Raw genomic sequence first — 24,085 nt, forward strand, 5'->3', positions numbered from 1 at the left:
TTAAAGTTTAATATTCTATCCATTTGTTGTGCTAAAAATTAGCTGTTATTTTTTTCTCGGATTTTCTTGTATAATTTAAATCCTAACATTAATAGAATTGAAAAAGTAAGAATACCAACAACTCCAAAAATCCAATTAATTGCATCTCTAACAATTATTAAAAAAACTACTGCAAAAAGTATAATAGTAGCACCTTCGTTCCAAATTCTAAAAAAATTACCCGAATGTTTTACTTCGTTTTTTTGTAATTGTTTAAATATTTGATGGCATTTTAAATGATATAAATATAGCAAAAAAACAAAGCACAATTTTACCTGAAAATAATCAGCATAAATCAAGCCATATTTGAAATATAGCATCCAAAAAGCAAAAAGACTTGCTAAAATAGCGCTTGGCCAAGTAATAATATACCACAAACGGTATTGCATTAATTGATATTGTTTAATCAATATGTCTTGTTCAGGTTGAGATTTTTGTTTAGCCTCTGCGTGATAAACAAATAACCTAACAATGTAAAACAACCCAGCAAACCAAGTAACCACAAAAATTAAATGCAACGATTTTATGTAATTGTATAATTCCATTTATATTAATTTTGAAAAGCCCATTGATCAATCCAACGGCTCATGGTTTTTACCCAATCTTCACTATCGTTTAAACATGGAATGGATAAGAAATTTTCACCTCCGTTTTCTTTAAAACTATGTGCTGCTTCCATTCCAATTTCTTCTAAAGTTTCTAAACAATCCGATACAAAAGCTGGAGTAACAACAGCTAAATTTTTAATGCCTTTTTGAGCTAATCCATCAATGGTAGCATCGGTATAAGGTTGTAACCAAGGATCGCGACCTAAACGAGATTGAAAAGAGGTACTGTATTTTCCTTCTTCCAAACCTAAAAATTCGGCCACTTGTTTAGTAGTTTCATAACATTGATGACGATAGCAGAATTCATGTGCTTTTGAAGGTGTATTGCAACAACTTCCATCAATTTTACAATGCGATTTTGTTACATCTGATTTTTTAATGTGTCGCTCTGGAACACCATGATACGAAAACAATAAATAATCTGATTTGAAATTATCTAAAGCCGATTTGATAGAATTAGACAAATCACGAATGTAATCTGGTTGGTTATAAAAAGCTGGAAGAACCGTGAATTCCATTTTTGGGAATTGTTTTTTGCGAATTTCTTCGGCTAATACTAAAATAGTTTCAGTAGTTGCCATAGCAAACTGAGGATACAATGGAATTAATAAAACCTCATCAACCTCTTGATTGTGTAATTCTTTTAAACCAAATTCGATACTTGGATTTCCATAACGCATGGCTAAAGAAACCGGAATACTTACTTGTTCTTGAACTTTATTTTGTAATCGTTTTGATAACACAATTAATGGTGAACCTTCTTCCCACCAAATTTTTTTGTATGCTTTAGCTGATTTTTTTGGACGAGTATTTAAAATAATTCCTTTTACTAGTAAGGCTCTAAGTAAATAAGGGACATCGATAACACGTTCGTCCATTAAAAATTCATCTAAATATTTTCTAACATCTTTTGGCTCAGGGCTATCCGGTGAACCTAAATTAATTAACAGTACTCCTTTTTTCATTTTCTTTTTTTTATAAAAGTAATCAATCTTATTTTTAAGGAAAGTTTTATATACGTTTTTTATCTATGATACGATTTACAAAATCAATATAATTGAACTATTCAATATTAGCATTCAAATTCATTAAATATTTTTTAGGTGTCGTACCAAATTTTTTCTTGAAGGCAGCAATAAAATGGCTACCTGTACTATAACCAATTTTCAATCCCACTTCATTTACATTATACGAACCACTATCTAACAATTGACGTGCATAATCCATTTTGTAGTCAAATAGAAATCCGTAAACCGTATCGCCATAAATTTGTTTGAAACCCATTTTTAGCTTTTTAAGACTCAACCCTACTTGTTCCGATAAAACTTCTAATGTAGGAGGCTCGGCCATATTAGCAATGATAATTTCTTTTGCCTTCTTAATTTTTAAAACGTTCTCTTCGTCAATTAAAAACGGACATTGTTCCGCATTTGGATCCTCGGAACGATTAAAATACAAACTCAACAGTTCATATCCTTTTCCTTTATAATATAAGTTTTTGATAAACGAATTTAAATTATAATGGAATATTTGACTCAACACAATTGACATAGAAGGACTTATGTCATTTTCTTTATAATATTTCTTGTCTTTATTTTCTTCACTTAAAAAAGGAATATTTTCCGCTTCTGCTGAAAATAATCCATGGAATTTTTTTATAGATACAATAACCGAAATTATCCAAGTATTGGGTGCTAATTCTAAATGAATAGGCAATTCCTTTTGCGGATTATAAAACAAAAGAGATTTCTCTTCTCTTAAATCTAAAGCATAATTCCCATGATTGAAAATAAATTTACCCTTCCCTTTTAAACCAAAATGAAACTGAATAAGTCCTTGGTTTACAGGTCGTTCTATTTTAATTATTTCATTACTATCATTTTGAAAACGCAATAAAATAAAGTCGTTTTCAATTTTTATTTCTTCTAATGAACCCATAGCGATATTTTTTCGTATATGAATCAAGTTAATATAGTGTTTGTTATTTAGAATTATTCTACATAAACCACTTGTTAACACTTGAATATAGTACAAATTTAATGAAATAATGCAAAAAAGATAGAATTGTCTTTGAAATATCTTTGAGCGACATAAAAAGTACTTCAAGCGTTGTTTTTATAAAATTGGAAAATATAATTTTGTTAAACTTTTAGGAAAGAGTAGATCATATGGAAAACAATACATTTGCAAAGCATCCAACATTCTATGCCGTGGGTTTGAGTTACAAGAAAGCGGATGCTGAAATGAGAGGGAAATTTAGTTTAGACGAACAATCCAAGACTAATTTATTACATCAAGCCAAAGCAGAAGGTATTGATAGTTTAATTGTAACCTCTACCTGTAACAGAACTGAAATTTATGGTTTTGCTCAACACCCTTTTCAATTAATCAAACTATTGTGTGAAAACAGTCAAGGAACGGTTGAAGATTTTCAAAAAGTAGCTTTTGTATACAAAAATAGTGAAGCTATTAATCACATGTTTCGAGTTGGAACAGGTTTAGACAGTCAAATCTTAGGTGATTTTGAGATTATAAGTCAACTAAAAAATGCTTTCGTAAAAAGTAAAGAATTAAACTTAGTAAATGCTTTTTTAGAAAGATTAGTCAATGCGGTAATTCAGGCGAGTAGAAAAATCAAAAACGAAACCGAAATTTCTTCAGGCGCAACTTCTGTGTCATTTGCTTCGGTACAATACATTTTTAAAAATATAGAAGACATTGCTTCTAAAAATATTTTACTTTTTGGCACAGGAAAAATTGGAAGAAATACTTGTGAAAACTTAGTAAAACACACCAAACACGAACAAATCACATTAATCAATAGAACTAAAGAAAAGGCTGAGAAATTAGCAAAAAAACTTGACGTTATCGTAAAAGATTACACCGATTTACAAATAGAACTTCAAAAAGCGGATGTAGTTGTAGTAGCAACTGGAGCTCAAAACCCAACAGTTGACAAAGCCATCTTAAATTTGAAAAAACCTTTATTGATTTTAGATTTATCGATTCCGAAAAATGTAAACGAAAATGTAAAAGATATTGAAGGTGTTACTTTAGTACATATGGATGAGCTTTCGCAAATTACGGATGAAACTCTGGAAAACAGAAAAAAACACATTCCAGCAGCCGAAGCTATCATTGAAGAAATTAAAGACGAATTTATGGCTTGGACCAAACAACGTAAATTCGCCCCAACCATACACGCTTTAAAAGCAAAACTGAATACAATTAAAGAAGGAGAATTAAATTTTCAACGTAAAAAATTAGCTAATTTTGACGAAGAACAAGCCGAGTTGATTACGGCAAGAATCATTCAGAAAATCACAAATCATTTTGCTAATCATTTAAAAGATGATGAAACTATGGTGGACGAAAGTATTGAATGGATTGAGAAAATTTTCCAATTAGAAACGGTTTCAAAATAATGAGCAAAATAATCCGAATAGGAACTCGTGACAGCGAATTAGCCCTTTGGCAAGCACACACAGTACAAAAGAAATTAAATGATTTAGGCTATCAGACTGAAATTATTGCCGTAAAATCACAAGGAGACATTATTCTTGATAAACCACTTTACGAATTAGGAATTACAGGAATTTTTACCAAAACCTTAGACATCGCCATGATAAACGGTCAGGTAGATATTGCGGTTCATTCTATGAAAGATGTACCAACGGCTTTACCTATCGGAATTGTTCAAGCCGCTGTTTTAGAACGTGCTAATACGTTGGATATTTTAGTTCATAAAGGAAATTTAGATTTTTTAAATTCGGAAGGAACTATTGCAACGGGAAGTTTGAGAAGACAAGCCCAATGGCTAAATAAATATCCAAATCACAATGTGGTTGATTTACGTGGAAATGTAAATACGCGTATGCAAAAACTACATGATAGCGATTGGAACGGAGCCATTTTTGCTGCAGCAGGATTAGAACGTATCAATTTAAAACCTGAAAATTATATCGATTTAAGTTGGATGATTCCAGCTCCTGCACAAGGCGCAATGGTTGTAGTTGCTATGGAAAACGATGATTTTTGTAGAGAAACTTTAGCTAAATTAAACCATACCGAAACCGAAATTTGCACACACATTGAACGTGAATTCTTAAAAACACTTGAAGGTGGTTGTACGGCACCAATTGGAGCTTTAGCCACATTTACTTCAGATAAAATTGATTTTGAAGGCGTTTTATTTTCTTTAGACGGAAAAGAAAAACACACAATCAAAAAAAGTTGTACTTTTGATTCTTATAAAAACTTCGGAAAAAATTGTGCCGAAGCAATTTTAAACGACGGTGGAAATGTTTTAATGGAAAGCATTCGCCAGGATTTAAAAAAGTAATTTTATTCCAAAATGGAGAAAGAATCGTTACTCAATTATTTATATCGTTTTTTTGATATCATCGTACTACTTTTTATAGTTTTTGACTTTGGATATGACTTCGAAGAAAACTATAATTCGCCACACGTTATAGGATTAATATTTCTTTCAATAGGACTATTAGCGTTTAATTCGTTTAAATTTTTTACCTATAAATACAAGAGTAATAAAAAAGTAGCACTTGCTAACATGATATTATTAGCAGGTATTATGTTGACTTGTGTTATAATTTCATTACTAAATTTAAACTTTTCATCAGATTACATTCTTCAAAAAGTAAAACCAATTTTAGAAGGAGGGCTTATCTTTTATTTTTTACTACGACTTTTAGTTTTAGTACGTCATATTTATGATATTTACTTTAATCCAGCCATTGTATTTGTTGGAAGTTTCATGATTTTAGCCTTAACAGGTGCCTTTTTATTAATGCTACCGAGTGCTACAACAAACGGAATAACTTTTACCAATGCGCTTTTTACTTCTACAAGTGCTGTTTGTGTTACTGGATTAGCAGTTGTAGACACCTCAACCGCTTTTACGACCGTTGGGCAATCCATAATTTTAGTTTTAATTCAATTAGGCGGAATTGGAATATTAACCTTCACTTCTTTCTTTGCTTTCTTTTTTAGAGGGAGTTCTTCTTTTAAAGAAGGATTGAATACTAAAGACTTTATTGCACATGAAGGGTTAAGAGATGTTTTTAGAGCAGCCCTTAACGTAGTAATTTTTACCTTGGGAGTTGAAGCCGTAGGTGCTATTTTCATCTATTCCTCTATATTGGAAATTAATACTATAGAAAACAAATTTTTCTTCTCAATTTTCCACTCTATCTCAGCTTTTTGTAACGCTGGCTTTTCAATTTTGTCTGCCGGATTATATGATGAGGCTATACGCTTTGACTATTTTCTTCAATGGATTATTATGACTTTGATTGTTTTAGGAGGGTTAGGACACAATATCGTATTTAATTTTTATCAGAAAATCAAAACGCATGTTCTTGAATTTTTCGACAAAACTATAGTTCATAAAAAAGTTAGAATCATAACATTAAATACGCAAATTGTAATCTACACTACGCTGATTTTGTTAATCAGTGGCTTTGTTTTCTTATTTATTTCAGAATACAACAACACATTATTAGAACACAATACTATTTTTGGAAAAATAACCGCCGCATCATTCAATTCGGTTACTCCAAGAACTGCTGGATTTAATGCGGTTGACTTCACGCAAATGAATGTTCCTTCTCTTTTGTTTATCATTTTTTTAATGTGGATTGGAGGTTCGCCTGCATCTACTGCCGGTGGTATAAAAACAAGTACCTTTGCATTAGCAACACTAAATATTTTTGCCGTGGCAAGCGGAAAGAGCAGAATTCAATTGTTTGGAAGAAGAATTTCATCAGAATCTACCTCTCGCGCTTTTGCTATTTTATGTATTTCATTAATAACCATTGGAATATCCATTGTCGCAATATTAATTTTTGAACCAAAAGGGACGCCCTTATTAACGGTTGCCTTTGAATGTTTTTCAGCTTATAGTACTGTGGGATTGACGCTAAATTTTACACCTATTTTAACAGAGCCTAGTAAATATGTTCTTATTGCTTGCATGTTTATAGGTCGAATAGGAATGCTCAACTTAATGGTGGGATTATTACGAAGAATGAACCATCAATTCTACGAATATCCAAAAGAAAATATATTAATTAACTAATCTTGTCCAAATGAAAATTATCGTGTTTGGTTTAGGAAACTTCGGAATGTCGCTTGCTATCAGTCTAACTGAAACTGGAAACGAAGTAATTGGTGTTGATAAAAACATCGAAAAGGTAAATTTAGTGAAAGATAAAATTTCGCTAGCTATTGCCTTAGATTCTACTAACGAACTGTCTTACGAAGCCTTGCCTTTAAAAGATGCTGACAAAGTGGTCGTTGCCATAGGTGAAAATGAAGGTGCAGCAATTATTACAACAGCGATTATTAAGAAATTATCCGATGTAAAAATTATTAGTCGCGCCTTATCTCCTATTCACGATACGGTTTTAGAAGCGATGGGAATTTACAGCATCATTCACCCTGAACAAGAATCAGCAGATCGATTAACCAAGCAAATCAACTTTAAATCGACTTTAGAAAATTACCAATTAGATGATAATTATACCATTTCTGAAGTAAAAGCAAAATCAGAATTTTTTGGAAAAACATTAGCCGAATTAGATTCTATTGATAAATATCGTTTGACTTTAGTAACCATTATCCGAAAAAGAGAAAAACGAAATCTTATCGGAAAAAAATCGATTATTAAAGAAACGATTGGTCGTCCTGCTCCAGATACTGTTGTATTAGAAGACGATATTTTAGTAGTTTACGGATACAATAAAGACATCGAAACGTATTGTTTAGGACAAGAAGAACACCAAATTAGAAGCTAAAATGACCCAAATTCTCTCTACAAAAAAACTTTCAAAAGTATTAAAAAACAAACTTTATGATGCTAAAATTGAACTTGTAGAAAAGAATTTCATTCAAACTAAATCTATTGATTTTGAAACACCTCAACTCAATGACTTCTTGGTTTTTACAAGTAAAGAAGCGGTAAAAAGTGTTTTAAAATCGAAAATAAAAAACGTTCATTCCATTTCGTGTTTGTGTGTGGGAAGTAAAACCCGAAGTTTCCTTGAAAAGAAAGGATTCACCGTTATTGAAAGTGCCGATTATGCGGAAGAATTAATTCAAATAATTGAATCAAAATATAAAACTAATTCGTTTACTTTCTTTTGTGGAAATATCAGAAGAAATACGATTCCCGATTTTTTTCAGCAAAATAAAATCGCATATAACGAAATTGTCGTATATGAAACCAAGCTGAAACGACACCAAATCAAAGAACCATTTGATGGTGTTTTGTTTTATAGTCCGTCTGGAGTCAACAGCTTTTCAGAAAAGAATTCATTAGAAAACAAAACCTGTTTTTGCATTGGAACCACCACAGCAAAAGCATTAGAAAACAAAACAAACAACATAATAATTGCATCGCAACCCACCGTTGAAAATGTAATTACCGAAGTAATAAAATATTATAAACGCTTATAGCCAATTGCTTAAAGCATAAAGTATAAAAAATGATTAAGAACGACTTATTTTTACGAGCATTAAAAGGAGAAACTGTTGAACGTCCACCAGTATGGATGATGCGTCAAGCCGGAAGATATTTACCAGAATTTAGAGCTTTACGCGATAAATATGATTTTTTCACCCGATGCGAAACTCCAGAATTAGCTGCTGAAATTACCGTACAACCTATTCGTATTGTAAAACCAGATGCTGCGATTTTATTCTCAGATATTTTAGTAGTGCCGAGAGCAATGGGAATTCACGTTGAATTAAAAGACAATTTAGGTCCGATAATTCCAAATCCGATTCGCACAATGGAGCAAGTAAATCAGGTTTTTGTTCCAAACATTCACGAAACTTTAGGTTACGTGATGGATGCAGTAAAATTAACCAAAGAAATGTTGAACGACGAAGTACCTTTAATTGGTTTCGCAGGTTCACCATGGACGATTTTCTGTTATGCTGTAGAAGGAAAAGGTTCTAAAAGTTTTGATACAGCAAAAGGATTTTGTTTTTCAAATCCAGTTGCAGCTCACCTATTATTACAAAAAATTACTGATACTACGATTTTATACTTAAAAGAAAAAGTAAAAGCAGGTTGTAATGCGATTCAAATTTTTGATTCATGGGGAGGAATGCTTTCTCCGGTAGATTATCAAGAATTTTCATGGCAATACATCAACCAAATCGTAGAAGCGTTAGCCGAAGAAACAGAAGTAATCGTTTTTGGAAAAGGATGTTGGTTCGCTTTAAACGAAATGTCAAAATCAAAAGCATCTGCTTTAGGAGTAGATTGGACTTGTTCACCTAGAAACGCACGCTATTTAACCGGTGGTAACATCACGTTACAAGGGAATTTCGACCCAAGTCGTTTGTTATCTCCAATCCCAACCATCAAAAAAATGGTTCACGAAATGATTGACGAATTCGGAAAAGACAAATACATTGTAAACTTAGGTCACGGTATTTTACCAAACATTCCGGTAGATCACGCTAAAGCTTTTGTTGAGGCTGTGAAAGAGTATCAAAAGTAGACAGTCTTAGTCTCAGTTTACAAAAGAACTGCGACTGAAAACTGCGACTGAAAACTGATCAATATGAAAAATAAATTCTACACCTACATACAAACTCTACAAGATCAAATCTGTAAAGGATTAGAGGACATCGATGGCGGCACCAAATTTCGAGAAGATTTATGGGAACGACCAGAAGGCGGTGGCGGTCGCACACGTGTTATTGAAAACGGAAACGTTTTTGAAAAAGGCGGTGTGAATATCTCAGCCGTTCATGGAAAATTACCTGATACCATGCAAAAAATGTTCGGTGTAGGAGAAGCCGATTTTTTCGCTTGCGGATTGAGTTTAGTAATTCATCCGAAAAATCCGATGGTGCCAACGGTTCATGCCAATTGGCGTTATTTCGAAATGTACGATGAAAACGGAAACATCATCAACCAATGGTTTGGTGGAGGACAAGATTTAACACCGTATTATTTATTTGAAGAAGATGCCAAACATTTTCATCAAACCTGTAAAAACGCTTGCGACAAACATAACCCTGAATTTTATCCCAACTATAAAAAGAAATGTGACGAGTATTTTTGGAATGCACATCGCAATGAAGCAAGAGGAATCGGTGGTTTGTTTTTCGATTATTTAAAAGCAACCGAGCAAATGTCGATGGAAGATTGGTACAATTTCGTAACTGAGGTTGGGAATTCTTTCTTACAAGCGTATGTTCCAATTGTTGAAAAAAGAAAAGATTTACCATATACAGATGCACACCGCACTTGGCAAGAAATTCGTCGTGGTCGTTATGTAGAATTCAATTTAGTTCACGATAAAGGAACTTTATTCGGACTAAAAACCAATGGAAGAATCGAAAGTATTTTGATGAGTTTACCTCCACATGTGCAATGGGTGTACGACCATCATCCTGAACCAGGAAGTGAAGAAGAAAAATTATTGAAAATATTAGCAAAACCAATCGATTGGGTATAAAAAAACTCCGCTATTTTTATAGCGGAGTTTTTTATTTATATGATTAAATTAATCCAAGAAATCGATTAAATCTAACATTTGAAGCACAATGTTTTCATTTGAAAAATTTGAATTAATATCCATTTCTAATTTCATAATGTGATTGTTTAACTTATTTGAAGCTTTAAACTCCATGTTTTTAAACTGATTTCCTAAACGTACCATTTTAGCTGTATCACTTCCTAAATCTTGATTTAACAAATAGGATTTGAAGAAACGTTGTATTTCAAAATTTCCGTAAAAATAATTCTTCGATAAATCTTTCTTCACTTTTTTAGTGAAATCTGATTTTGATCCATTATTTAAATAATCCAAACCATTAGTAAATACCATTACATCTCCTCTCTTAATAATCATGAAATCCCCTAGTTCTTCTGATTGATTTACCAAATAATAGTCATCTACTTTTTGTAAAAGATTTTTTCTAACACCTAAATTCAACAATTTATCTCCCATTGTTGGATGAGTAGATGTCATAATCATAGTAAAAATTGGTCGAGTTTTGGTAATGGTCTTTTCTTCTTCAACTTCTTCGTAATCTTCATCATACGTTCTCGACATAAAAGTACTTTCATACGTTTCCATAGCATGTAAAAACATTGAAATGTCACCATCAAAAAGCGTTGCAGTAGCTTCTTCATCAACAATAGTTGAAATTAAATCGGTTAAGATTTCTGTATCTTTTTTGTCAATTGGTATATTACCTAAAATTTGCTCCATGATTTCTGGATAATTTTTAAGCAATTCTTCGGTACTCGAATGATATGAAAAATAAGCTAAAGGCTCTTGTTTTGGGAAGTAATTAAAAATATTTTTATTCGGTTTTCTCGCAACTACTTTTTGCATCACATTGGCAAGAGATTCTGAATATTCTACTTTTTGCTCCATTCGGGCTTTATTATTCTCAAAATAGAAATCAACATTCATTCCTTTAATAGCATTCTTAGAATTGTTTACTTCTCTATTTGAATTGATAGAACCTAACAAATAATAAAACGAACTCATTCTGCCATAAACAGCTTCATAATTAATCCAACAAGCAATGTCGGCCTTTGTATTTATCTTTGAAGACACAGGTGTTACAAATCCATTTTCAAATAAAAGTGCAATTTGTTCCTCTTGTTTTTCATGCTTTTGGATTCGCTCTTGTGCTTGTTCTTTTTCAAAAGAAGCTATCCATTTTTTATACTCTTCATCATTAAAATCCGCTTCTTCAATGTCTTCCTCTTCAGTAACGTCTTCTTCAGCTCCAGCTCTTTTATCAACTAATTCTTCTATTGGAGCACCTTCTCCAACTTCAATTCTTTTATCTAAAATAACTTTAGTGGGAACTTCTTCTACAACCTCAACTGGAGCATCATCATAATATTCTTCATCTACAACCACAGCGGCAGTATCTACGGCTATCGTAGCATCAGAAAAGTCAGTATAAGCAAAGTTATTTCTAGTTTCAATAATTTCATAAATGATTAAATTACCATCATTCCATGCCAGAGTAAAATCATCGTTTTTAGGTGAATAAAGAGCCCATTTATCGTGTTTCTTAATAACTTCTTTAATGGAATCTGCTGTGTTTAAATTGTTTTTATTTACCTTGTTTTGGATGAAAGTATTCCAACCTTTAGCATCTTTTAGTGGAAATGTCATTTGATAATAAGCAATACTATCCGTAAAATTTCCATGAATCGTAACCGATTTTGTTTTATCGATGAACGAAATAAAATCGTTTAATTTAAAATCGGAATTAGCTTCGTTTACACTTTTAAAAACCTTGTGATTAAACAAGCTATCCATATCTACTTTTTTAGCAAATTGAGATGTGTTGAATTGCACAAAATAATCATAGTTTTCCTGTTTGCTTTGGCCAAATACGATAACGGGAAATAGGAATAAGAAATAAAAAATCTTTTTCATAATTGAATTAAGGATTGAAACTTATGGAATTGTTCATCAGTTTATTGTTGTTTAAAACATTCCATATATTCTGTTTTAAAAACACTGTTTTTTTAGATTTTGAAAGTTTACTGTTTGCATTTTGAACCGTTGCCACATCTTTATCAAAAGTATAAACCGCTATGATATTTGCCTTTAGTAAATCTTCTTTTTTATCTTCGTTCTTGATTAAATTTTTTGGTAACGGATAGGAAGCAATTCGCTCAAATTTTCCATTATTGTTTTTAAAATGAACCAAATTATTTTTTTTATCCATTACATTTAAAACCGCATTCAAGGTTTCTAAAGAATTGTATGAAAAATTGATTTTGAAAATGTAAGTATTAAAATCATACGAAGTAGAAATTTTAGAAACCCCTTTAATTTTTGAAGCTTCTGTTCTAAATTGTGCTAACTTTGATTTGATGTCTTCTTCATTTGGAATACTAACTCCATCAACTTCTTCTAACATTATAGCCGACTTGGTTTTGAACCATGAACTCGAAAAATCCACTACCAAACTATAATCACCACTTTGGTCATTATTATGCTTGATTTTTTCAGTTATTTCAAAACAACTGGTTAGTAGCAAACAAATGCAAAGAATAATTAGCTTCTTCATGCTACAAAATTAAGAATATTTTTACGGATTTACATAGTTTCCAAAAGAAAGAAATCGGTTAAAAATTAGTAACTTTACGCTCTAATTTTTTGAACAACAAATTATGTTTCCAATACACAGAGGTCGTCGTTTAAGAGTAAACGAATCTATAAGAAGTTTAGTTCGCGAAACCAGCTTGAGTCCGGCTGATTTTATGTTTCCGATGTTTATCATGGAAGGTGAAAATACTAAAGTAGAAATCCCTTCTATGCCAGGAATTTTCCGTCGAACATTAGATTTAACGGTGGAAGAAGTAAAAGAATTATTTGCTTTAGGAATTCGTGCCGTAAACATCTATGTTAAAGTTAGTGATGATTTAAAAGACAATACTGGAAAAGAAGCTTGGAACGATAATGGTTTGATGCAAAGAGCCATTCGTGCCATAAAAGCCGCTTGTCCAGAAATGATTGTAATGCCTGATGTGGCTTTAGACCCGTATTCGATTTATGGTCACGATGGAATTATTGAAAAAGGTGATATAGCAAATGATGCCACCAATGATGCTTTAGTGAAAATGGCGGTTTCACATGCACAAGCTGGTGCCGATTTTGTAGCACCAAGCGATATGATGGATGGTCGTGTTTTACGCTTACGTCAAGGTTTAGATGCTGCGGGATTTCACAATGTGGGAATCATGAGTTATTCGGCTAAATATGCTTCTGCGTTCTATGGTCCGTTTCGTGATGCTTTGGATTCGGCTCCAAAAGATGCTGATGTAGAAGTTCCAAAAGACAAAAAAACCTACCAAATGGATTATGCGAATCGCATCGAAGCGGTTAAAGAAGCCCTTTGGGATGTAGAAGAAGGTGCCGATATGGTCATGGTAAAACCTGGAATCGCTTATTTAGATATCGTTCGTGAAGTTAAAAATGCAGTGGATGTTCCGGTAACGGTTTTCCATGTTTCGGGCGAATATGCAATGATTAAAGCGGCTTCGGAAAGAGGTTGGTTAGATCATGACAAAATTATGATGGAACAATTAATGTGTATCAAAAGAGCGGGTGCAAGTTTGATTTCAACCTATTTTGCTAAAGAGGCTGCTATTTTATTAAATAAAAAGTAATGTGACAAATGTCACAAACTAAGTGAAATCGATGTTGTAATTTTATCGATATTTCTAAATTATATCAAAATGAAACTTATATTAAAATCATTTGCTGTTTTCACATTAGCCATTTCCTTAACGAATTGTGGTGAAAAAAAGGAAACGGATGCCTACGGAAATCCTGTTCAAGAAAAATCAGAAGTAGCAGCAGAACCCACAGTTGACCCATTACTAGCAAAAGGACAAGAACTTTTTGAAGGAAAAGGAACTTGTACCGCTTGCCACAAAGCTGACACAAAAGTAATTGGACCAGCCATAAAAGATATCGCCAAAATTTACAAGGAAAAAGGAGCAAGTATCGCTTCTTTTATAAACGAAGAAAGTGAAGCGATTGTAGACCCATCACAATACGAAACTATGAAAGCTAACTTTGTTATTACAAAAGCCATGACGGCTGAAGAACGCAAAGCCTTAGAAGTATATATGATGAGTTTCGAATAACCGTTACTCAACCACTAATTTAAAGCCCACGCGCGGAATGTTTTCTATTCTCACGTGGGTTTCTTCTTTTATGATTTTTCGCAATCTTGAAATAAAAACATCTAAACTTCTACCAAGGAAATAATCATCGCTTCCCCATAATTCCATCAAGATTTTTTCACGTTTTAAAACGGTGTTTGGATTGTCTAAAAACAGTTTTAAAAGCGAGGCTTCTCTTTCGGTTAAAGTTATGCTTTGATTCTCGTTCTTTAATAAATAATTCTCGGGTTCAAATTGAAAACTTCCAAATGTATATTGTTTTTGTGTTGAATTATCGGTCGACTTTTGGCTTCGGTTTAAGAAAATTTCGATTTTTAAAATCAATTCTTCGATCGAATATGGTTTTACTAAATAATCATCGGCTCCCAATTTCAAACCCTTAATTCGGTCATCTTTCATGGTTTTTGCCGAAAGAAAAATAATTGGAATTTCCTGATTTCGTTTTCTGATTTCAGTTGCAATTTCAAATCCATCCATATCGGGCAACATAATATCCAAAACACACAAATCGAAAGACTCTTTGCAAAACAATTGAAAAGCTTCTTTTCCATTGGCGCAATGCGTTACATCAAAATGTTGCTCTAAATTATCGGAAGTTAAAAACGCTAAGGTTTCGTCGTCTTCAACATACAAAATGCGCTTTTTACTCATAATCGTTTTTGTTTATTTGGATGGTTATAGTGATTCCTTTTTCTTCATTATTTTTAGCTTCAACTTTCCATTTATGCCATTCGCAAACGCGTTTTACATATGAAAGGCCAATTCCAAAACCTTCAATATCTTTGCTGTCTTCTCTTGCTACACGATAGAATTTATCAAACACAAATGGTAAATCACTTTCTGGAATTCCGCAACCATTATCGGTAAATTTTAAAGCTAATCCTTTTGAACTTTCTTTTGATTGAATGGTTATTTGTGGTGTTTGAGGTGAATATTTCACCGCATTATCCATGATATTGTAAATCACATTATAAAAATGAAATTCATCTGCCTGAACGATATAATTTCGCTCTAATTGAATGTCTATATTGATTTCTTTCTGATGTTTTAAGAAGATGTTTTCTCGAACTAATTCCAACAATACTTTCAAATCAACTTTCGATTTTTCTAATTCGATTTGCTTGCTTTCGGTCTTCGCTACATATAGAATTTTCTCAATGTGCTGGTTCAATTTATTACTTTGGTTGATAATAATTTGAATGTATTTTGAAAGCTTTGGATTATCAATAATTTCTCTTTGAGTATTAGCATAATTGGAAGCAATCAAGATAGAAGCCAATGGTGTTTTAAATTCATGCGTCATATTATTGATGAAATCTTTTTGTAAATCAGTATATCTTTTTTGCTTTAGCATTAATAAAACCGAATACACATAAATAATCAGAACGAAAAATAAAACTCCAGTAAAAATCCAATATTGTGACAAACTTTTAAAATAAGTTTGTTTAATATTTGGAAAACGAACCGCAAAGTAATAGGTTAAATCGCTATTTTTTGAGAAACAATCGGCACAAAATTTAGAAGGCTCTTTTCCATTAGCCGAAATGTAATTTCCATACACCATAGCATCAGAACTACAATCATATATGGCATATTCGTAGTCTAATTCTAACTTTACCTTTTCGAACTCATTTTTTAAATATTGTTCTAATATGGTATTTTCAAAAACATCATTTACATTTACAATAAAGTAATTTTCGGAAACTTTTTTTATTTGATTTCCTATCGGAAGTTCTTTTTTATTGTCTTTATAAATTTTATTTACCACATCTTGCAAGGCAAAATGGATTTTATCTTCTACATCTTTTTTCTCAAAAATATAGGCTTGATTGAGTAAAAACAACTGCATGATAATTACTCCTACAATTGCTAAAAACCCAGCAAAAATTACGGTATTAAATCTGTTAAACTTCATAATGAGTTCGATATTACGAAAAAAGTGGTTTTAAAAACACCTGTTAACATGTCATTAACAATCATTAAAATTTAATTAACAACAGAAAAATAAAACTTTTTTAGTTTTGTACCAACAAATTTAAAATAACTAAAAAAATTATACCGTATGAAATCAATTAAATTATCAATCGTAGCTTTATTTATAGCTAGTGCATCATTTGCGCAAACTAAAGAAGTTAAAGTAGAAAATGCTAAAGCGATGCAAGTAGCTCCTACAGAAGTTAAAGCTCCTGTAACTCCTAAACAATCGAACATTAAATGGGATCAAGAAATGCATGATTTTGGAGATATTGAAAAAGGAAAACCAGTTACTTATGAATTTTCTTTTACAAATACTACAAAAGAAACTATCTTAATTACAAATGTAAGACCAGCTTGTGGTTGTACTGCTGCAAATTACACAAAAACTCCAATTAAACCAGGAGAAAAAGGAATGGTTGCTGCAACTTTCAATGCCGCTAGCGGTGGAATGTTTCAAAAATCTGTAACTATTACAACAACTGAAAACGGAGTTGAAGCTGTAAAAACTTTATCTTTTAAAGGAAAAGTATTAGAGCCAGCTACTGACAAAAAAGAAGAGATTAAATCTTAATAATATTATTAATTCAGCTTTTACATCTTATTAAACCACCTTTTATAGGTGGTTTTTTTTTATTTTTACTAAATGAAAACAGTCTTTATAAATACACCTCTCGGCTTCACAGAAATTCAAGGAGATGAAAATGGAATTTCAAAAATTCATGTTATGAATGAAGATGTTGAAATTTCAACTAAAATTCCAAAAGAATTAAAAGAGGCTGTTTTACAACTTCAAGACTATTTTGATGGAAAAAGAACAACTTTTACTTTTCCACTTAACCCAAGTGGAACCGACTTTCAAAAAAAAGTTTGGAATGAATTACTTCATATTCCCTTCGGAAAAACCTGTTCCTATTTAGAATTATCAAAAAAATTAGGTGATGTAAAAGCAATTCGCGCAGTTGCTTCTGCCAATGGAAAGAATCCACTTTGGATTGTGGTTCCTTGTCATAGAGTTATTGGTACTGATGGCTCATTAACAGGTTATGCAGGTGGTTTGTGGCGCAAAAAATGGTTGCTTGAACATGAAAATCCTGTAAAACAAGAAACTTTGTTTTAGTTTGTTGTAAAATCCAATCACTTTTTGCTACTTTTATAACGCAATCTTATAAAATTAGCTCATGAAATTTCTTATAAAATTCTTCAAATGGTTTGCTATTATTTTAGTAAGCATCATCGTTTTAATGTATATTTTTAACGTAGATTATCTTTTACGAGCTGTAAGAACCATTTATTTTAAAGGTTACACAACAGCTTTTCTAGAAGACTATAAAGAATTTCCTAATAGAGAAATTAAGAAAGGAATCGCACAACCTTGGGCAATAGCCACCGATTACAATTCTATTCCTGCCACCGAAGTCTTATCGAAAAACCATAAAGAATTACAAACTGTTGCTTATTTAATCATTAAAAATGATAGTATTTGGCACGAAAGTTATTTCGATGGATTTGATAAAAATTCTAAAACCAATTCTTTTTCCATGGCAAAAAGTGTTGTTACTATGGCTATGGGAAAAGCTATCATGGAAGGAAAAATGAAAAGTTTAGATCAAAAAGTAACCGACTTTTTTCCTGAACTAAAAGGAAAATATGCCAAAGAAGTTACTATCGGCGATTTATCTTCTATGGCTTCTGGACTAAGTTGGGATGAGAAATATTACAGTCCGTTTTCTATTGTAACTCGTGCTTATTTTGATGACAATTTGAAGGATATGATTCTAGGATTAGACATCAAAGAAAAACCAGGACAATCTTTCAAATATTTAAGTGGTGCTACACAACTATTAGCTATGTGTATTGAAAAAGCTACTGGCGAACATTTATCAGATTATGTATCGAAACATTTTTGGCAACCTATGGGAGCCGAAAACGAAGCACTTTGGCAATTAGATGAAGCGCCTGACGGAATTGAAAAAGCCTATTGTTGTATTGCAAGTAATGCAAGAGATTTTGCTCGTTTAGGAAAATTATATTTAAACAATGGAAAGTGGAATGGGCAAAAACTATTAGATAGTGCTTTTGTGAAAAAATGCATCACGCCACGTTTCGAAAAAAGTCCAGAATATGGCTATGGGTGGTGGATGCACGAAATTAAAGGAAAGAAACTTTTTTACATGCGCGGTCATTTAGGACAATTTGTAATTGTAATTCCTGAAGATGATTTAATCATTGTAAGATTAGGACATTTGAAAGGACTTCAAACTAAAACAGACCCACATAGTAACGATTTATATATTTATGTTGAAGAAGCCTACAACATGTTAGCACAAAGGGATAAGAAAAAATAGCACATTAATTTAAACAACTACTACTCTCATGATTGAAAAAATTAATTTAAACAACATCCTTTTTTTAGACATTGAAACAGTTCCAGAATACCACAATTATCGCGGTTTAGATAATGAAACCCAACAACTTTGGGAACAAAAAACGCAATACCAAAGAAAAGATGAAGTATCAGCAGAAGATTTTTACGAACGCGCTGGAATTTGGGCTGAATTTGGAAAAATCATTACCATTTCAGTGGGTTACTTTGTTAATAAAGTCGATATTCGAAACTTTCGTGTTACTAGTTTTTGGGGTGACGAAAAGAAAATTTTAAACGATTTTTCTAATTTATTGAATACCCATTTTAATGGTGCCCAACATGTTTTGTGTGGTCATAATGCAAAAGAATTTGATATTCCTTTTATTGCTCGACGTATGATAATTAATGGAATTGCACTTCCTAATAAGTTGAATTTATTCGGTAAAAAACCTTGGGAAGTACCTCATTTAGATACTTTAGAATTATGGAAATTTGGAGACTATAAACATTTTACTTCTTTAAAACTATTAACTAAAGTTCTTGGAATTCCTTCACCAAAAGATGACATTGACGGTAGCGAAGTCGCACACGTTTTTTATGTTGAAAACGACATTGACCGAATCATTACCTATTGTGAAAAAGACGTAATTGCTGTAGCACAAATTTTCTTACGATTAAGACGAGAAGATTTGTTAGTGGAAGATGAAATTATTCATGTATAAAAAAAGGGAGCTAATTAAGCTCCCTTTTTATAACTCTAAATAAATTATTTATTAACCACTACTTTTCTAGTAGTTTTTCCTAAATCATTTTCAATGGTTAACATATAAATTCCTTCCGATAGATTTTCAATATTTAATACTTCAATGGCGTTTGAAGATTTTTTACTAATAACTTGTCTTCCTTGCACATCGTACATAACAAAAGTAGATTCTCCAAAAGTGTCTGCAGCTAAATCAATATTAACAACCCCTTTTGCTGGATTTGGATATACTTTAATTTCAGCTAAAGCATTAGTTGGTGTATTTAAAGATTGTGCAATATTACAAATCGATAATGAAACCGCATTAATAATACCACTGTCTCCATTGTAGGAGTCAACTACTCTTAAAATCCAAGTTCCATCTGCAGATAAATTATTTAGAGTTGTTAAATAACCTACAGGCTTAACTGTTCCTGTAATGGAAGGGATTCCTGTTCCACATGTAAAATTAACACCTGCATCATCTAATGTGCAAATGATATCATCATTATCGCCACAAGGCTCATCAAATAAAGTAATTATTGGACTTCCTATAGCTGCAGGACCTTCCAAATAATATTTCATATCTTGAATGTATGTGTGTGTAATGTCGATTGAAACATTAATATCTCCAATAGTTAAACCTCCAGTAACAACAATTGGAATAGTAGCTATACTATTTGCTGTTGCACCTATAGTAGCATTAGTAAAATCTGTTGCTGTAAATGTATTTCCACAAGTTACAATTCCTGTTCTAAAGTTATTTACTGTCGCCGAAGATGCTACTGCTGTCCCACAACGATTCGATGGAACAACTCTCCAATAATAAGTAGTTTCAGGAGTCAAACCTGTTACTAAGTAACTATTTTCTACCGTATTCACATCTGAAATTAATGAAGCAAAATTAGACTGAGTAGATACTTGTAAATTGTAAGTTTCAACATTTATATCAGAATTCCAGTTGAAGAAAACAGATGTAGCAACGCTATTCTGTCCAGTTGCAGGAGAAGTTAAGACTGTTGGTTGAAAGGTAGGAGAATAAATTTTTAATTGCTTAAATCTTGTTTCTACTTCCGTTCCATTTGAGCCTGTAATTCCAACTGTGTAATTTCCTGGTTGAACAGACGCCAATCCAGAAACTGTCATCGTTACTGTTCCATTAGCACTTAATGATGAAGGGTTAAATGTAGCTGTTGCACCTGATGGTAATCCAACAGCTGAAAAAGTCGTTGTCATGCTACCCGATTGTTTATAATCAAATGTATATACAGCATTTTGATTAGAACAAACGATTAAATCATCCGATTTAGAAATTAATGCAAAATTGGATGTAATTCCAGTAACTACTAATGAATAATTTTGAGCTCCTGTAACTAAAGTCCCTTTATGAGTAACTGTGATTACATAATCACCAGCCGCTGGTGTATCAATTCTAACTACTTCAATATTATCAACATTATTATCTCCTGTTCTCACCGCTAAAGCAGTTGGACTTGATTGTAATTTCCATGGATAAAAAGTAGTTGTTCCATCTTTGGTTACTCTAATATCTAAATCATTAACTAAAACTGGCACCGCATAATTATCTCCTAAAGTACCATTATTAGCTGTTCCTGGTAAATCAGTCCAAGTTATAGAAGCTACTAAAGGATTTGAAGCGCCTCCAGTTGATTTAACAGTCATAGTAAATGTTTGACCTTGAGTTAAATTGTTTTCTGAAACCCAAGATGTTAATCCGTTCCCTGTTATCGTTTCGACTGCTTTTTTAGCATTTAACAAACCCCAACCAAATTTAGCATCTGGTCCTACGTTTCCAGCATCATCTGCTGTATGACATGCCAACCCTCTTAAAGTAGCCGACTTCATAAAACTATTGGTTAGGTTTTTATTGTGTTGTTGAACCAGTAATAAGGTTCCTGCAACATTTGGACTTGCCATTGAAGTTCCTGAGTAAGAAGCTGTTGCCGTATTACTAGTAGAAATAGTTGAGGTCAAACCAGTACCATTACCTGTAATATCTGGTTTAATTCTTCTATCATCAGTTGGTCCTTGACTACTAGATGCATTAATAGAAACACTTGATAAAGATCCGTCTGCATTAATAACAGCATCATTTGCATTAGCAACAATTAAAGTGTTTTTTGATGTCTTATTTCCAGTTAATTTATCATAACCTGCAGCTATTGGATTTGTATTATTATTATTACCCCCATCATTTCCAGCAGACATAACAGCTAAATAATAAGGAGATAAATAGGCAATTTCATCCCATCCTTGTGCAGCATCTGTGTATGCCCCGATGTACCATGCAGGCAAAGAAGTTGTTCCGCTTGTAATAGGCACACCATACGAATGATTGGAAATCAACATTCCACCTAAAACTTCAGATAATGCTTCTGATTCATCATTATCCCAATAAAATGTTCTTGCAGTTGCTAATGTTGCCATTCCTTTAACACCAGCTGAGCCAGCATTCCAAGGTAATGCAAGAATTGTACCTGTAACATGCGTTCCATGGTCGCTATATGTTGTTCCTGAAACATCGTCAACTGTTGTTACTCTGCCTCCAAATCCACTATGAGATCTACGCACTGTACCTCCGTCCCATACACGAGCTACCATGCCTTGTCCGTCTAAGGTTAATCCTAATCCACCACCAGTATTTAAAAAATTAGCTCTTGTTGATCTTGCAGCAGCTACATTTGTTGTTGCGTAATAAATAGGAAAACCATCAGGCGTTAATTTCATTAACTCTTGGAACGAACCATTTTCACCTTTAATGAATATTGGCCAACCGTTTTTATTTGCTACTTCTATAGCTTTAGCTCTTTCTGTTTCTTCCAACTTTTGAAAGTAGGTAATTTTCTGTTGGATTTTTTCTACATCATAATCTTTTGTGATTTTAGCAACATCTTCTTTTGTTTGGGAAAAAGAAAATGTACAAAAAAACGCAAAGAAAGAAGCGAATAGTTGTTGTTTTTTCATTTTTTGGGGCTGTTTAGTGTTATTTAATAAAACAAATATATAATTTTTTCACAATCTTAAAAAAATGTTTTAAAAAAATAAACTTTTTTCTAAAACATAACAACTTGAATATATATTATTTATGAATTTTTATCTAATAAAAATAAAATTTTCTTTAAAAGTTAAGATATACTACATTTACGAAAAAATAGCATTGTATGGTTTTAAGTAGATTTTGGTTAGTAATATTTATATCGTCTATCTTTTTTATTGTATTCGGATTGTTTTCATCGCAATATTATTCTATTGATTATGTTTTGAACGGGAAACAAGGCGAACCTCTTTTAATAGGTGAAAAATATTTAAAAGAAGTTCCGAAATTTGTTCAAGATAGTGTCCAAAAAGCGGAAGACAAAACATTCATTATCAATAAAAATGAAAAGGATGCAGACACAACTTATATTTACAACAATCAAACTGTAAAAATCTACAGCGGAAAACAAAAAGCAGATGGATTATTGCCAATGACCAAAAGCAGTTTGTTTGATTTGATTTTACCTTTAATCGCTTATTTATCTTTTTTCTGCGGAATAATGGAATTGCTAATCATTTCTGGAGCATCGGAAAGATTGGCAAAAAGATTAAGTCCGTTGTTTGCAAAAGTTTTTCCTTCAATTCCTAAAAATCACGAATCGATTTCCTATATGACATTGAATTTTTCTGCCAACTTCTTAGGATTGGATTCAGCCGCAACTCCGTTTGGATTAAAAGCGATGCAAAGTTTACAAGAATTAAATCCAGATAAAGATAGAGCAAGTGATGCCCAAATCATGTTCATGTGTTTGCATGCTGCTGGTTTAACATTAATCCCAACATCCATTATTGGTTATCGCGCAGCTGAACACGCAGCAAATCCAGCCGATGTAATGTTACCTTGTATTATTACTTCTTTTGTTGGAACTATTGCCGCTTTTATTTTAGTGGGAATCAAACAAAAAGTAAACTTCAAAAGTGCTTCTTTATTAGCGGCTTTAATGGGAGTTATCGGAGCGATTGTGGGATTATTATTCTACGTAAACAGTTTGGATTTAATTGGAAAAAATTACTTCACTTCTAATCTTTCGGGACTACTTTTGATATTAATCATTGGTGGAACTTTGATATTTTCCTTTATTCAAGAGAAGAAATTCGTAGAACAAAAAACGACTATTTTCGACACTTTTGTAGCGGGAGCGAACAACGGATTAAAAACCGGAGTTACCATTTTTCCTTATGTTATGGGAATGTTAGTAGCGATTTCCTTATTTAGAAACAGTGGCTTGTTTGAAATTATTGCCAACGGAATTTCCTTTTTATTTGCACATCTTGGAGTAGCTAAAGAAATCACTGATTCGCTTCCTGTGGCGATGTTGCGTCCTTTTAGTTCTGGTGGATCACGAGGATTTATGATTGATGCGATGAAGCAATTTGGACCCGATTCATTAACCGGAAGACTAAGCTGTATTTTCCAATGTAGTGCCGAAACCACTTTCTATGTAATTGCGGTTTATTTTGGAAGTATCAACGTAAAAAATACGCGTTACACCTTGGGAATGATGCTTTTAGTGGATTTAATCTGTGTAATTACGGCGATTTTTGTGGCGAGTTGGTTTTTTTAAAGTATAGTAAATAACCAA

22 protein-coding genes are annotated in these 24,085 nt (G+C 32.4%); 14 read left to right on the forward strand and 8 right to left on the reverse strand.

Features of this window, described 5'->3' with window-relative positions; genetic code table 11:
• Nucleotides 1-38: 38 nt before the first annotated feature.
• From BP92_RS0107905 to BP92_RS0107915, 3 genes are all read right to left on the reverse strand, one after another.
• The gene (locus BP92_RS0107905; RefSeq protein ID WP_026725565.1) at nt 39-584 is read right to left on the reverse strand and encodes a CopD family protein; all 546 of its coding nucleotides are present in this window, start codon (nt 582-584) and stop codon (nt 39-41) included.
• A 5-nt stretch (nt 585-589) separates the two neighbouring features.
• Nucleotides 590-1,612, reverse strand: coding sequence for a ferrochelatase (gene hemH, locus BP92_RS0107910; protein ID WP_026725566.1), 1,023 nt, complete (start codon nt 1,610-1,612; stop codon nt 590-592).
• Nucleotides 1,613-1,709: 97 nt separating this feature from the next.
• Nucleotides 1,710-2,585: a helix-turn-helix transcriptional regulator gene (locus tag BP92_RS0107915; protein ID WP_026725567.1), complete on the reverse strand. Its 876-nt coding sequence runs from the start codon at nt 2,583-2,585 to the stop codon at nt 1,710-1,712.
• Nucleotides 2,586-2,815: 230 nt separating this feature from the next.
• Between BP92_RS0107915 and hemA the strand changes: the two genes are divergently transcribed.
• From hemA to hemF, 7 genes are all read left to right on the forward strand, one after another.
• Nucleotides 2,816-4,072, forward strand: a complete 1,257-nt coding sequence (gene hemA / locus BP92_RS0107920; RefSeq protein WP_026725568.1) for a glutamyl-tRNA reductase — start codon at nt 2,816-2,818, stop codon at nt 4,070-4,072.
• On the forward strand, nt 4,069-4,989 hold the full coding sequence (hemC, locus tag BP92_RS0107925) for a hydroxymethylbilane synthase (protein WP_150111894.1): 921 nt from the start codon (nt 4,069-4,071) through the stop codon (nt 4,987-4,989). Before hemA ends, hemC begins: the two co-directional genes overlap by 4 nt.
• A 12-nt stretch (nt 4,990-5,001) precedes the next feature.
• A complete protein-coding gene (locus tag BP92_RS0107930) occupies nt 5,002-6,744 on the forward strand; it encodes a TrkH family potassium uptake protein (RefSeq protein WP_026725570.1) in 1,743 nt (580 codons plus the stop codon).
• Nucleotides 6,745-6,754: 10 nt separating this feature from the next.
• Nucleotides 6,755-7,462, forward strand: a complete 708-nt coding sequence (locus tag BP92_RS0107935; RefSeq protein WP_026725571.1) for a potassium channel family protein — start codon at nt 6,755-6,757, stop codon at nt 7,460-7,462.
• Between the two features lies 1 nt (nt 7,463).
• Complete coding sequence (locus BP92_RS0107940; RefSeq protein WP_026725572.1) at nt 7,464-8,123, forward strand: uroporphyrinogen-III synthase; 660 nt, start codon at nt 7,464-7,466, stop codon at nt 8,121-8,123.
• Nucleotides 8,124-8,152: 29 nt separating this feature from the next.
• The gene (gene hemE / locus BP92_RS0107945) at nt 8,153-9,178 is read left to right on the forward strand and encodes a uroporphyrinogen decarboxylase (RefSeq protein WP_026725573.1); all 1,026 of its coding nucleotides are present in this window, start codon (nt 8,153-8,155) and stop codon (nt 9,176-9,178) included.
• A gap of 63 nt (nt 9,179-9,241) precedes the next feature.
• On the forward strand, nt 9,242-10,144 hold the full coding sequence (gene hemF, locus BP92_RS0107950) for an oxygen-dependent coproporphyrinogen oxidase (RefSeq protein WP_026725574.1): 903 nt from the start codon (nt 9,242-9,244) through the stop codon (nt 10,142-10,144).
• A 48-nt stretch (nt 10,145-10,192) separates the two neighbouring features.
• Here hemF and BP92_RS0107955 read toward each other — a convergent pair whose 3' ends face one another.
• Nucleotides 10,193-12,097 (reverse strand): hypothetical protein, encoded by a 1,905-nt coding sequence (locus BP92_RS0107955; RefSeq protein ID WP_026725575.1) that lies wholly within the window; start codon nt 12,095-12,097, stop codon nt 10,193-10,195.
• 7 nt (nt 12,098-12,104) lie between these two features.
• A complete protein-coding gene (locus BP92_RS0107960) occupies nt 12,105-12,737 on the reverse strand; it encodes a hypothetical protein (RefSeq protein ID WP_026725576.1) in 633 nt (210 codons plus the stop codon).
• A gap of 103 nt (nt 12,738-12,840) precedes the next feature.
• On the opposite strand from BP92_RS0107960, the gene hemB reads away from it, so the two are divergent.
• Both hemB and BP92_RS0107970 read left to right on the forward strand, forming a co-directional pair.
• Nucleotides 12,841-13,839: a porphobilinogen synthase gene (hemB, locus tag BP92_RS0107965; protein WP_026725577.1), complete on the forward strand. Its 999-nt coding sequence runs from the start codon at nt 12,841-12,843 to the stop codon at nt 13,837-13,839.
• Nucleotides 13,840-13,908: 69 nt separating this feature from the next.
• Nucleotides 13,909-14,322, forward strand: coding sequence for a c-type cytochrome (locus BP92_RS0107970; protein ID WP_026725578.1), 414 nt, complete (start codon nt 13,909-13,911; stop codon nt 14,320-14,322).
• Between the two features lie 3 nt (nt 14,323-14,325).
• Here the strand turns inward: BP92_RS0107970 and BP92_RS0107975 are convergent, their stop codons facing one another.
• Both BP92_RS0107975 and BP92_RS0107980 read right to left on the reverse strand, forming a co-directional pair.
• Nucleotides 14,326-15,012, reverse strand: a complete 687-nt coding sequence (locus tag BP92_RS0107975) for a response regulator transcription factor (RefSeq protein ID WP_026725579.1) — start codon at nt 15,010-15,012, stop codon at nt 14,326-14,328.
• On the reverse strand, nt 15,005-16,276 hold the full coding sequence (locus BP92_RS0107980) for a sensor histidine kinase (protein WP_026725580.1): 1,272 nt from the start codon (nt 16,274-16,276) through the stop codon (nt 15,005-15,007). The genes BP92_RS0107975 and BP92_RS0107980 overlap by 8 nt, the downstream gene beginning before the upstream one ends.
• A gap of 147 nt (nt 16,277-16,423) precedes the next feature.
• On the opposite strand from BP92_RS0107980, the gene BP92_RS0107985 reads away from it, so the two are divergent.
• The 4 genes from BP92_RS0107985 (at nt 16,424) to BP92_RS0108000 (ending at nt 19,425) form a co-directional block, all read left to right on the forward strand.
• Complete coding sequence (locus tag BP92_RS0107985) at nt 16,424-16,909, forward strand: DUF1573 domain-containing protein (protein WP_026725581.1); 486 nt, start codon at nt 16,424-16,426, stop codon at nt 16,907-16,909.
• 72 nt (nt 16,910-16,981) lie between these two features.
• Nucleotides 16,982-17,455 (forward strand): methylated-DNA--[protein]-cysteine S-methyltransferase, encoded by a 474-nt coding sequence (locus BP92_RS0107990; RefSeq protein ID WP_026725582.1) that lies wholly within the window; start codon nt 16,982-16,984, stop codon nt 17,453-17,455.
• Between the two features lie 61 nt (nt 17,456-17,516).
• The gene (locus BP92_RS0107995; RefSeq protein WP_026725583.1) at nt 17,517-18,683 is read left to right on the forward strand and encodes a serine hydrolase domain-containing protein; all 1,167 of its coding nucleotides are present in this window, start codon (nt 17,517-17,519) and stop codon (nt 18,681-18,683) included.
• Nucleotides 18,684-18,711: 28 nt separating this feature from the next.
• Complete coding sequence (locus BP92_RS0108000) at nt 18,712-19,425, forward strand: 3'-5' exonuclease (RefSeq protein WP_026725584.1); 714 nt, start codon at nt 18,712-18,714, stop codon at nt 19,423-19,425.
• 44 nt (nt 19,426-19,469) lie between these two features.
• Here the strand turns inward: BP92_RS0108000 and BP92_RS16750 are convergent, their stop codons facing one another.
• Nucleotides 19,470-22,430: a S8 family serine peptidase gene (locus tag BP92_RS16750; RefSeq protein ID WP_051604429.1), complete on the reverse strand. Its 2,961-nt coding sequence runs from the start codon at nt 22,428-22,430 to the stop codon at nt 19,470-19,472.
• Nucleotides 22,431-22,627: 197 nt separating this feature from the next.
• On the opposite strand from BP92_RS16750, the gene BP92_RS0108010 reads away from it, so the two are divergent.
• On the forward strand, nt 22,628-24,067 hold the full coding sequence (locus BP92_RS0108010) for a nucleoside recognition domain-containing protein (protein WP_026725585.1): 1,440 nt from the start codon (nt 22,628-22,630) through the stop codon (nt 24,065-24,067).
• The last annotated feature ends 18 nt before the right edge of the window (nt 24,068-24,085 follow it).

This window comes from Flavobacterium sasangense DSM 21067 (assembly GCF_000686885.1).
Lineage (GTDB): Bacteria > Bacteroidota > Bacteroidia > Flavobacteriales > Flavobacteriaceae > Flavobacterium > Flavobacterium sasangense.

Bases quoted from the DNA above. Each gene is read 5' to 3' on its own strand.
- BP92_RS0107905 (WP_026725565.1), bottom strand. From the start codon at position 584: ATGGAATTATACAATTACATAAAATCGTTGCATTTAATTTTTGTGGTT.
- hemH (WP_026725566.1), bottom strand. From the start codon at position 1,612: ATGAAAAAAGGAGTACTGTTAATTAATTTAGGTTCACCGGATAGCCCT.
- BP92_RS0107915 (WP_026725567.1), bottom strand. From the start codon at position 2,585: ATGGGTTCATTAGAAGAAATAAAAATTGAAAACGACTTTATTTTATTG.
- hemA (WP_026725568.1), top strand. From the start codon at position 2,816: ATGGAAAACAATACATTTGCAAAGCATCCAACATTCTATGCCGTGGGT.
- BP92_RS0107930 (WP_026725570.1), top strand. From the start codon at position 5,002: ATGGAGAAAGAATCGTTACTCAATTATTTATATCGTTTTTTTGATATC.
- BP92_RS0107935 (WP_026725571.1), top strand. From the start codon at position 6,755: ATGAAAATTATCGTGTTTGGTTTAGGAAACTTCGGAATGTCGCTTGCT.
- BP92_RS0107940 (WP_026725572.1), top strand. From the start codon at position 7,464: ATGACCCAAATTCTCTCTACAAAAAAACTTTCAAAAGTATTAAAAAAC.
- hemE (WP_026725573.1), top strand. From the start codon at position 8,153: ATGATTAAGAACGACTTATTTTTACGAGCATTAAAAGGAGAAACTGTT.
- hemF (WP_026725574.1), top strand. From the start codon at position 9,242: ATGAAAAATAAATTCTACACCTACATACAAACTCTACAAGATCAAATC.
- BP92_RS0107955 (WP_026725575.1), bottom strand. From the start codon at position 12,097: ATGAAAAAGATTTTTTATTTCTTATTCCTATTTCCCGTTATCGTATTT.
- BP92_RS0107960 (WP_026725576.1), bottom strand. From the start codon at position 12,737: ATGAAGAAGCTAATTATTCTTTGCATTTGTTTGCTACTAACCAGTTGT.
- hemB (WP_026725577.1), top strand. From the start codon at position 12,841: ATGTTTCCAATACACAGAGGTCGTCGTTTAAGAGTAAACGAATCTATA.
- BP92_RS0107970 (WP_026725578.1), top strand. From the start codon at position 13,909: ATGAAACTTATATTAAAATCATTTGCTGTTTTCACATTAGCCATTTCC.
- BP92_RS0107975 (WP_026725579.1), bottom strand. From the start codon at position 15,012: ATGAGTAAAAAGCGCATTTTGTATGTTGAAGACGACGAAACCTTAGCG.
- BP92_RS0107980 (WP_026725580.1), bottom strand. From the start codon at position 16,276: ATGAAGTTTAACAGATTTAATACCGTAATTTTTGCTGGGTTTTTAGCA.
- BP92_RS0107985 (WP_026725581.1), top strand. From the start codon at position 16,424: ATGAAATCAATTAAATTATCAATCGTAGCTTTATTTATAGCTAGTGCA.
- BP92_RS0107990 (WP_026725582.1), top strand. From the start codon at position 16,982: ATGAAAACAGTCTTTATAAATACACCTCTCGGCTTCACAGAAATTCAA.
- BP92_RS0107995 (WP_026725583.1), top strand. From the start codon at position 17,517: ATGAAATTTCTTATAAAATTCTTCAAATGGTTTGCTATTATTTTAGTA.
- BP92_RS0108000 (WP_026725584.1), top strand. From the start codon at position 18,712: ATGATTGAAAAAATTAATTTAAACAACATCCTTTTTTTAGACATTGAA.
- BP92_RS16750 (WP_051604429.1), bottom strand. From the start codon at position 22,430: ATGAAAAAACAACAACTATTCGCTTCTTTCTTTGCGTTTTTTTGTACA.
- BP92_RS0108010 (WP_026725585.1), top strand. From the start codon at position 22,628: ATGGTTTTAAGTAGATTTTGGTTAGTAATATTTATATCGTCTATCTTT.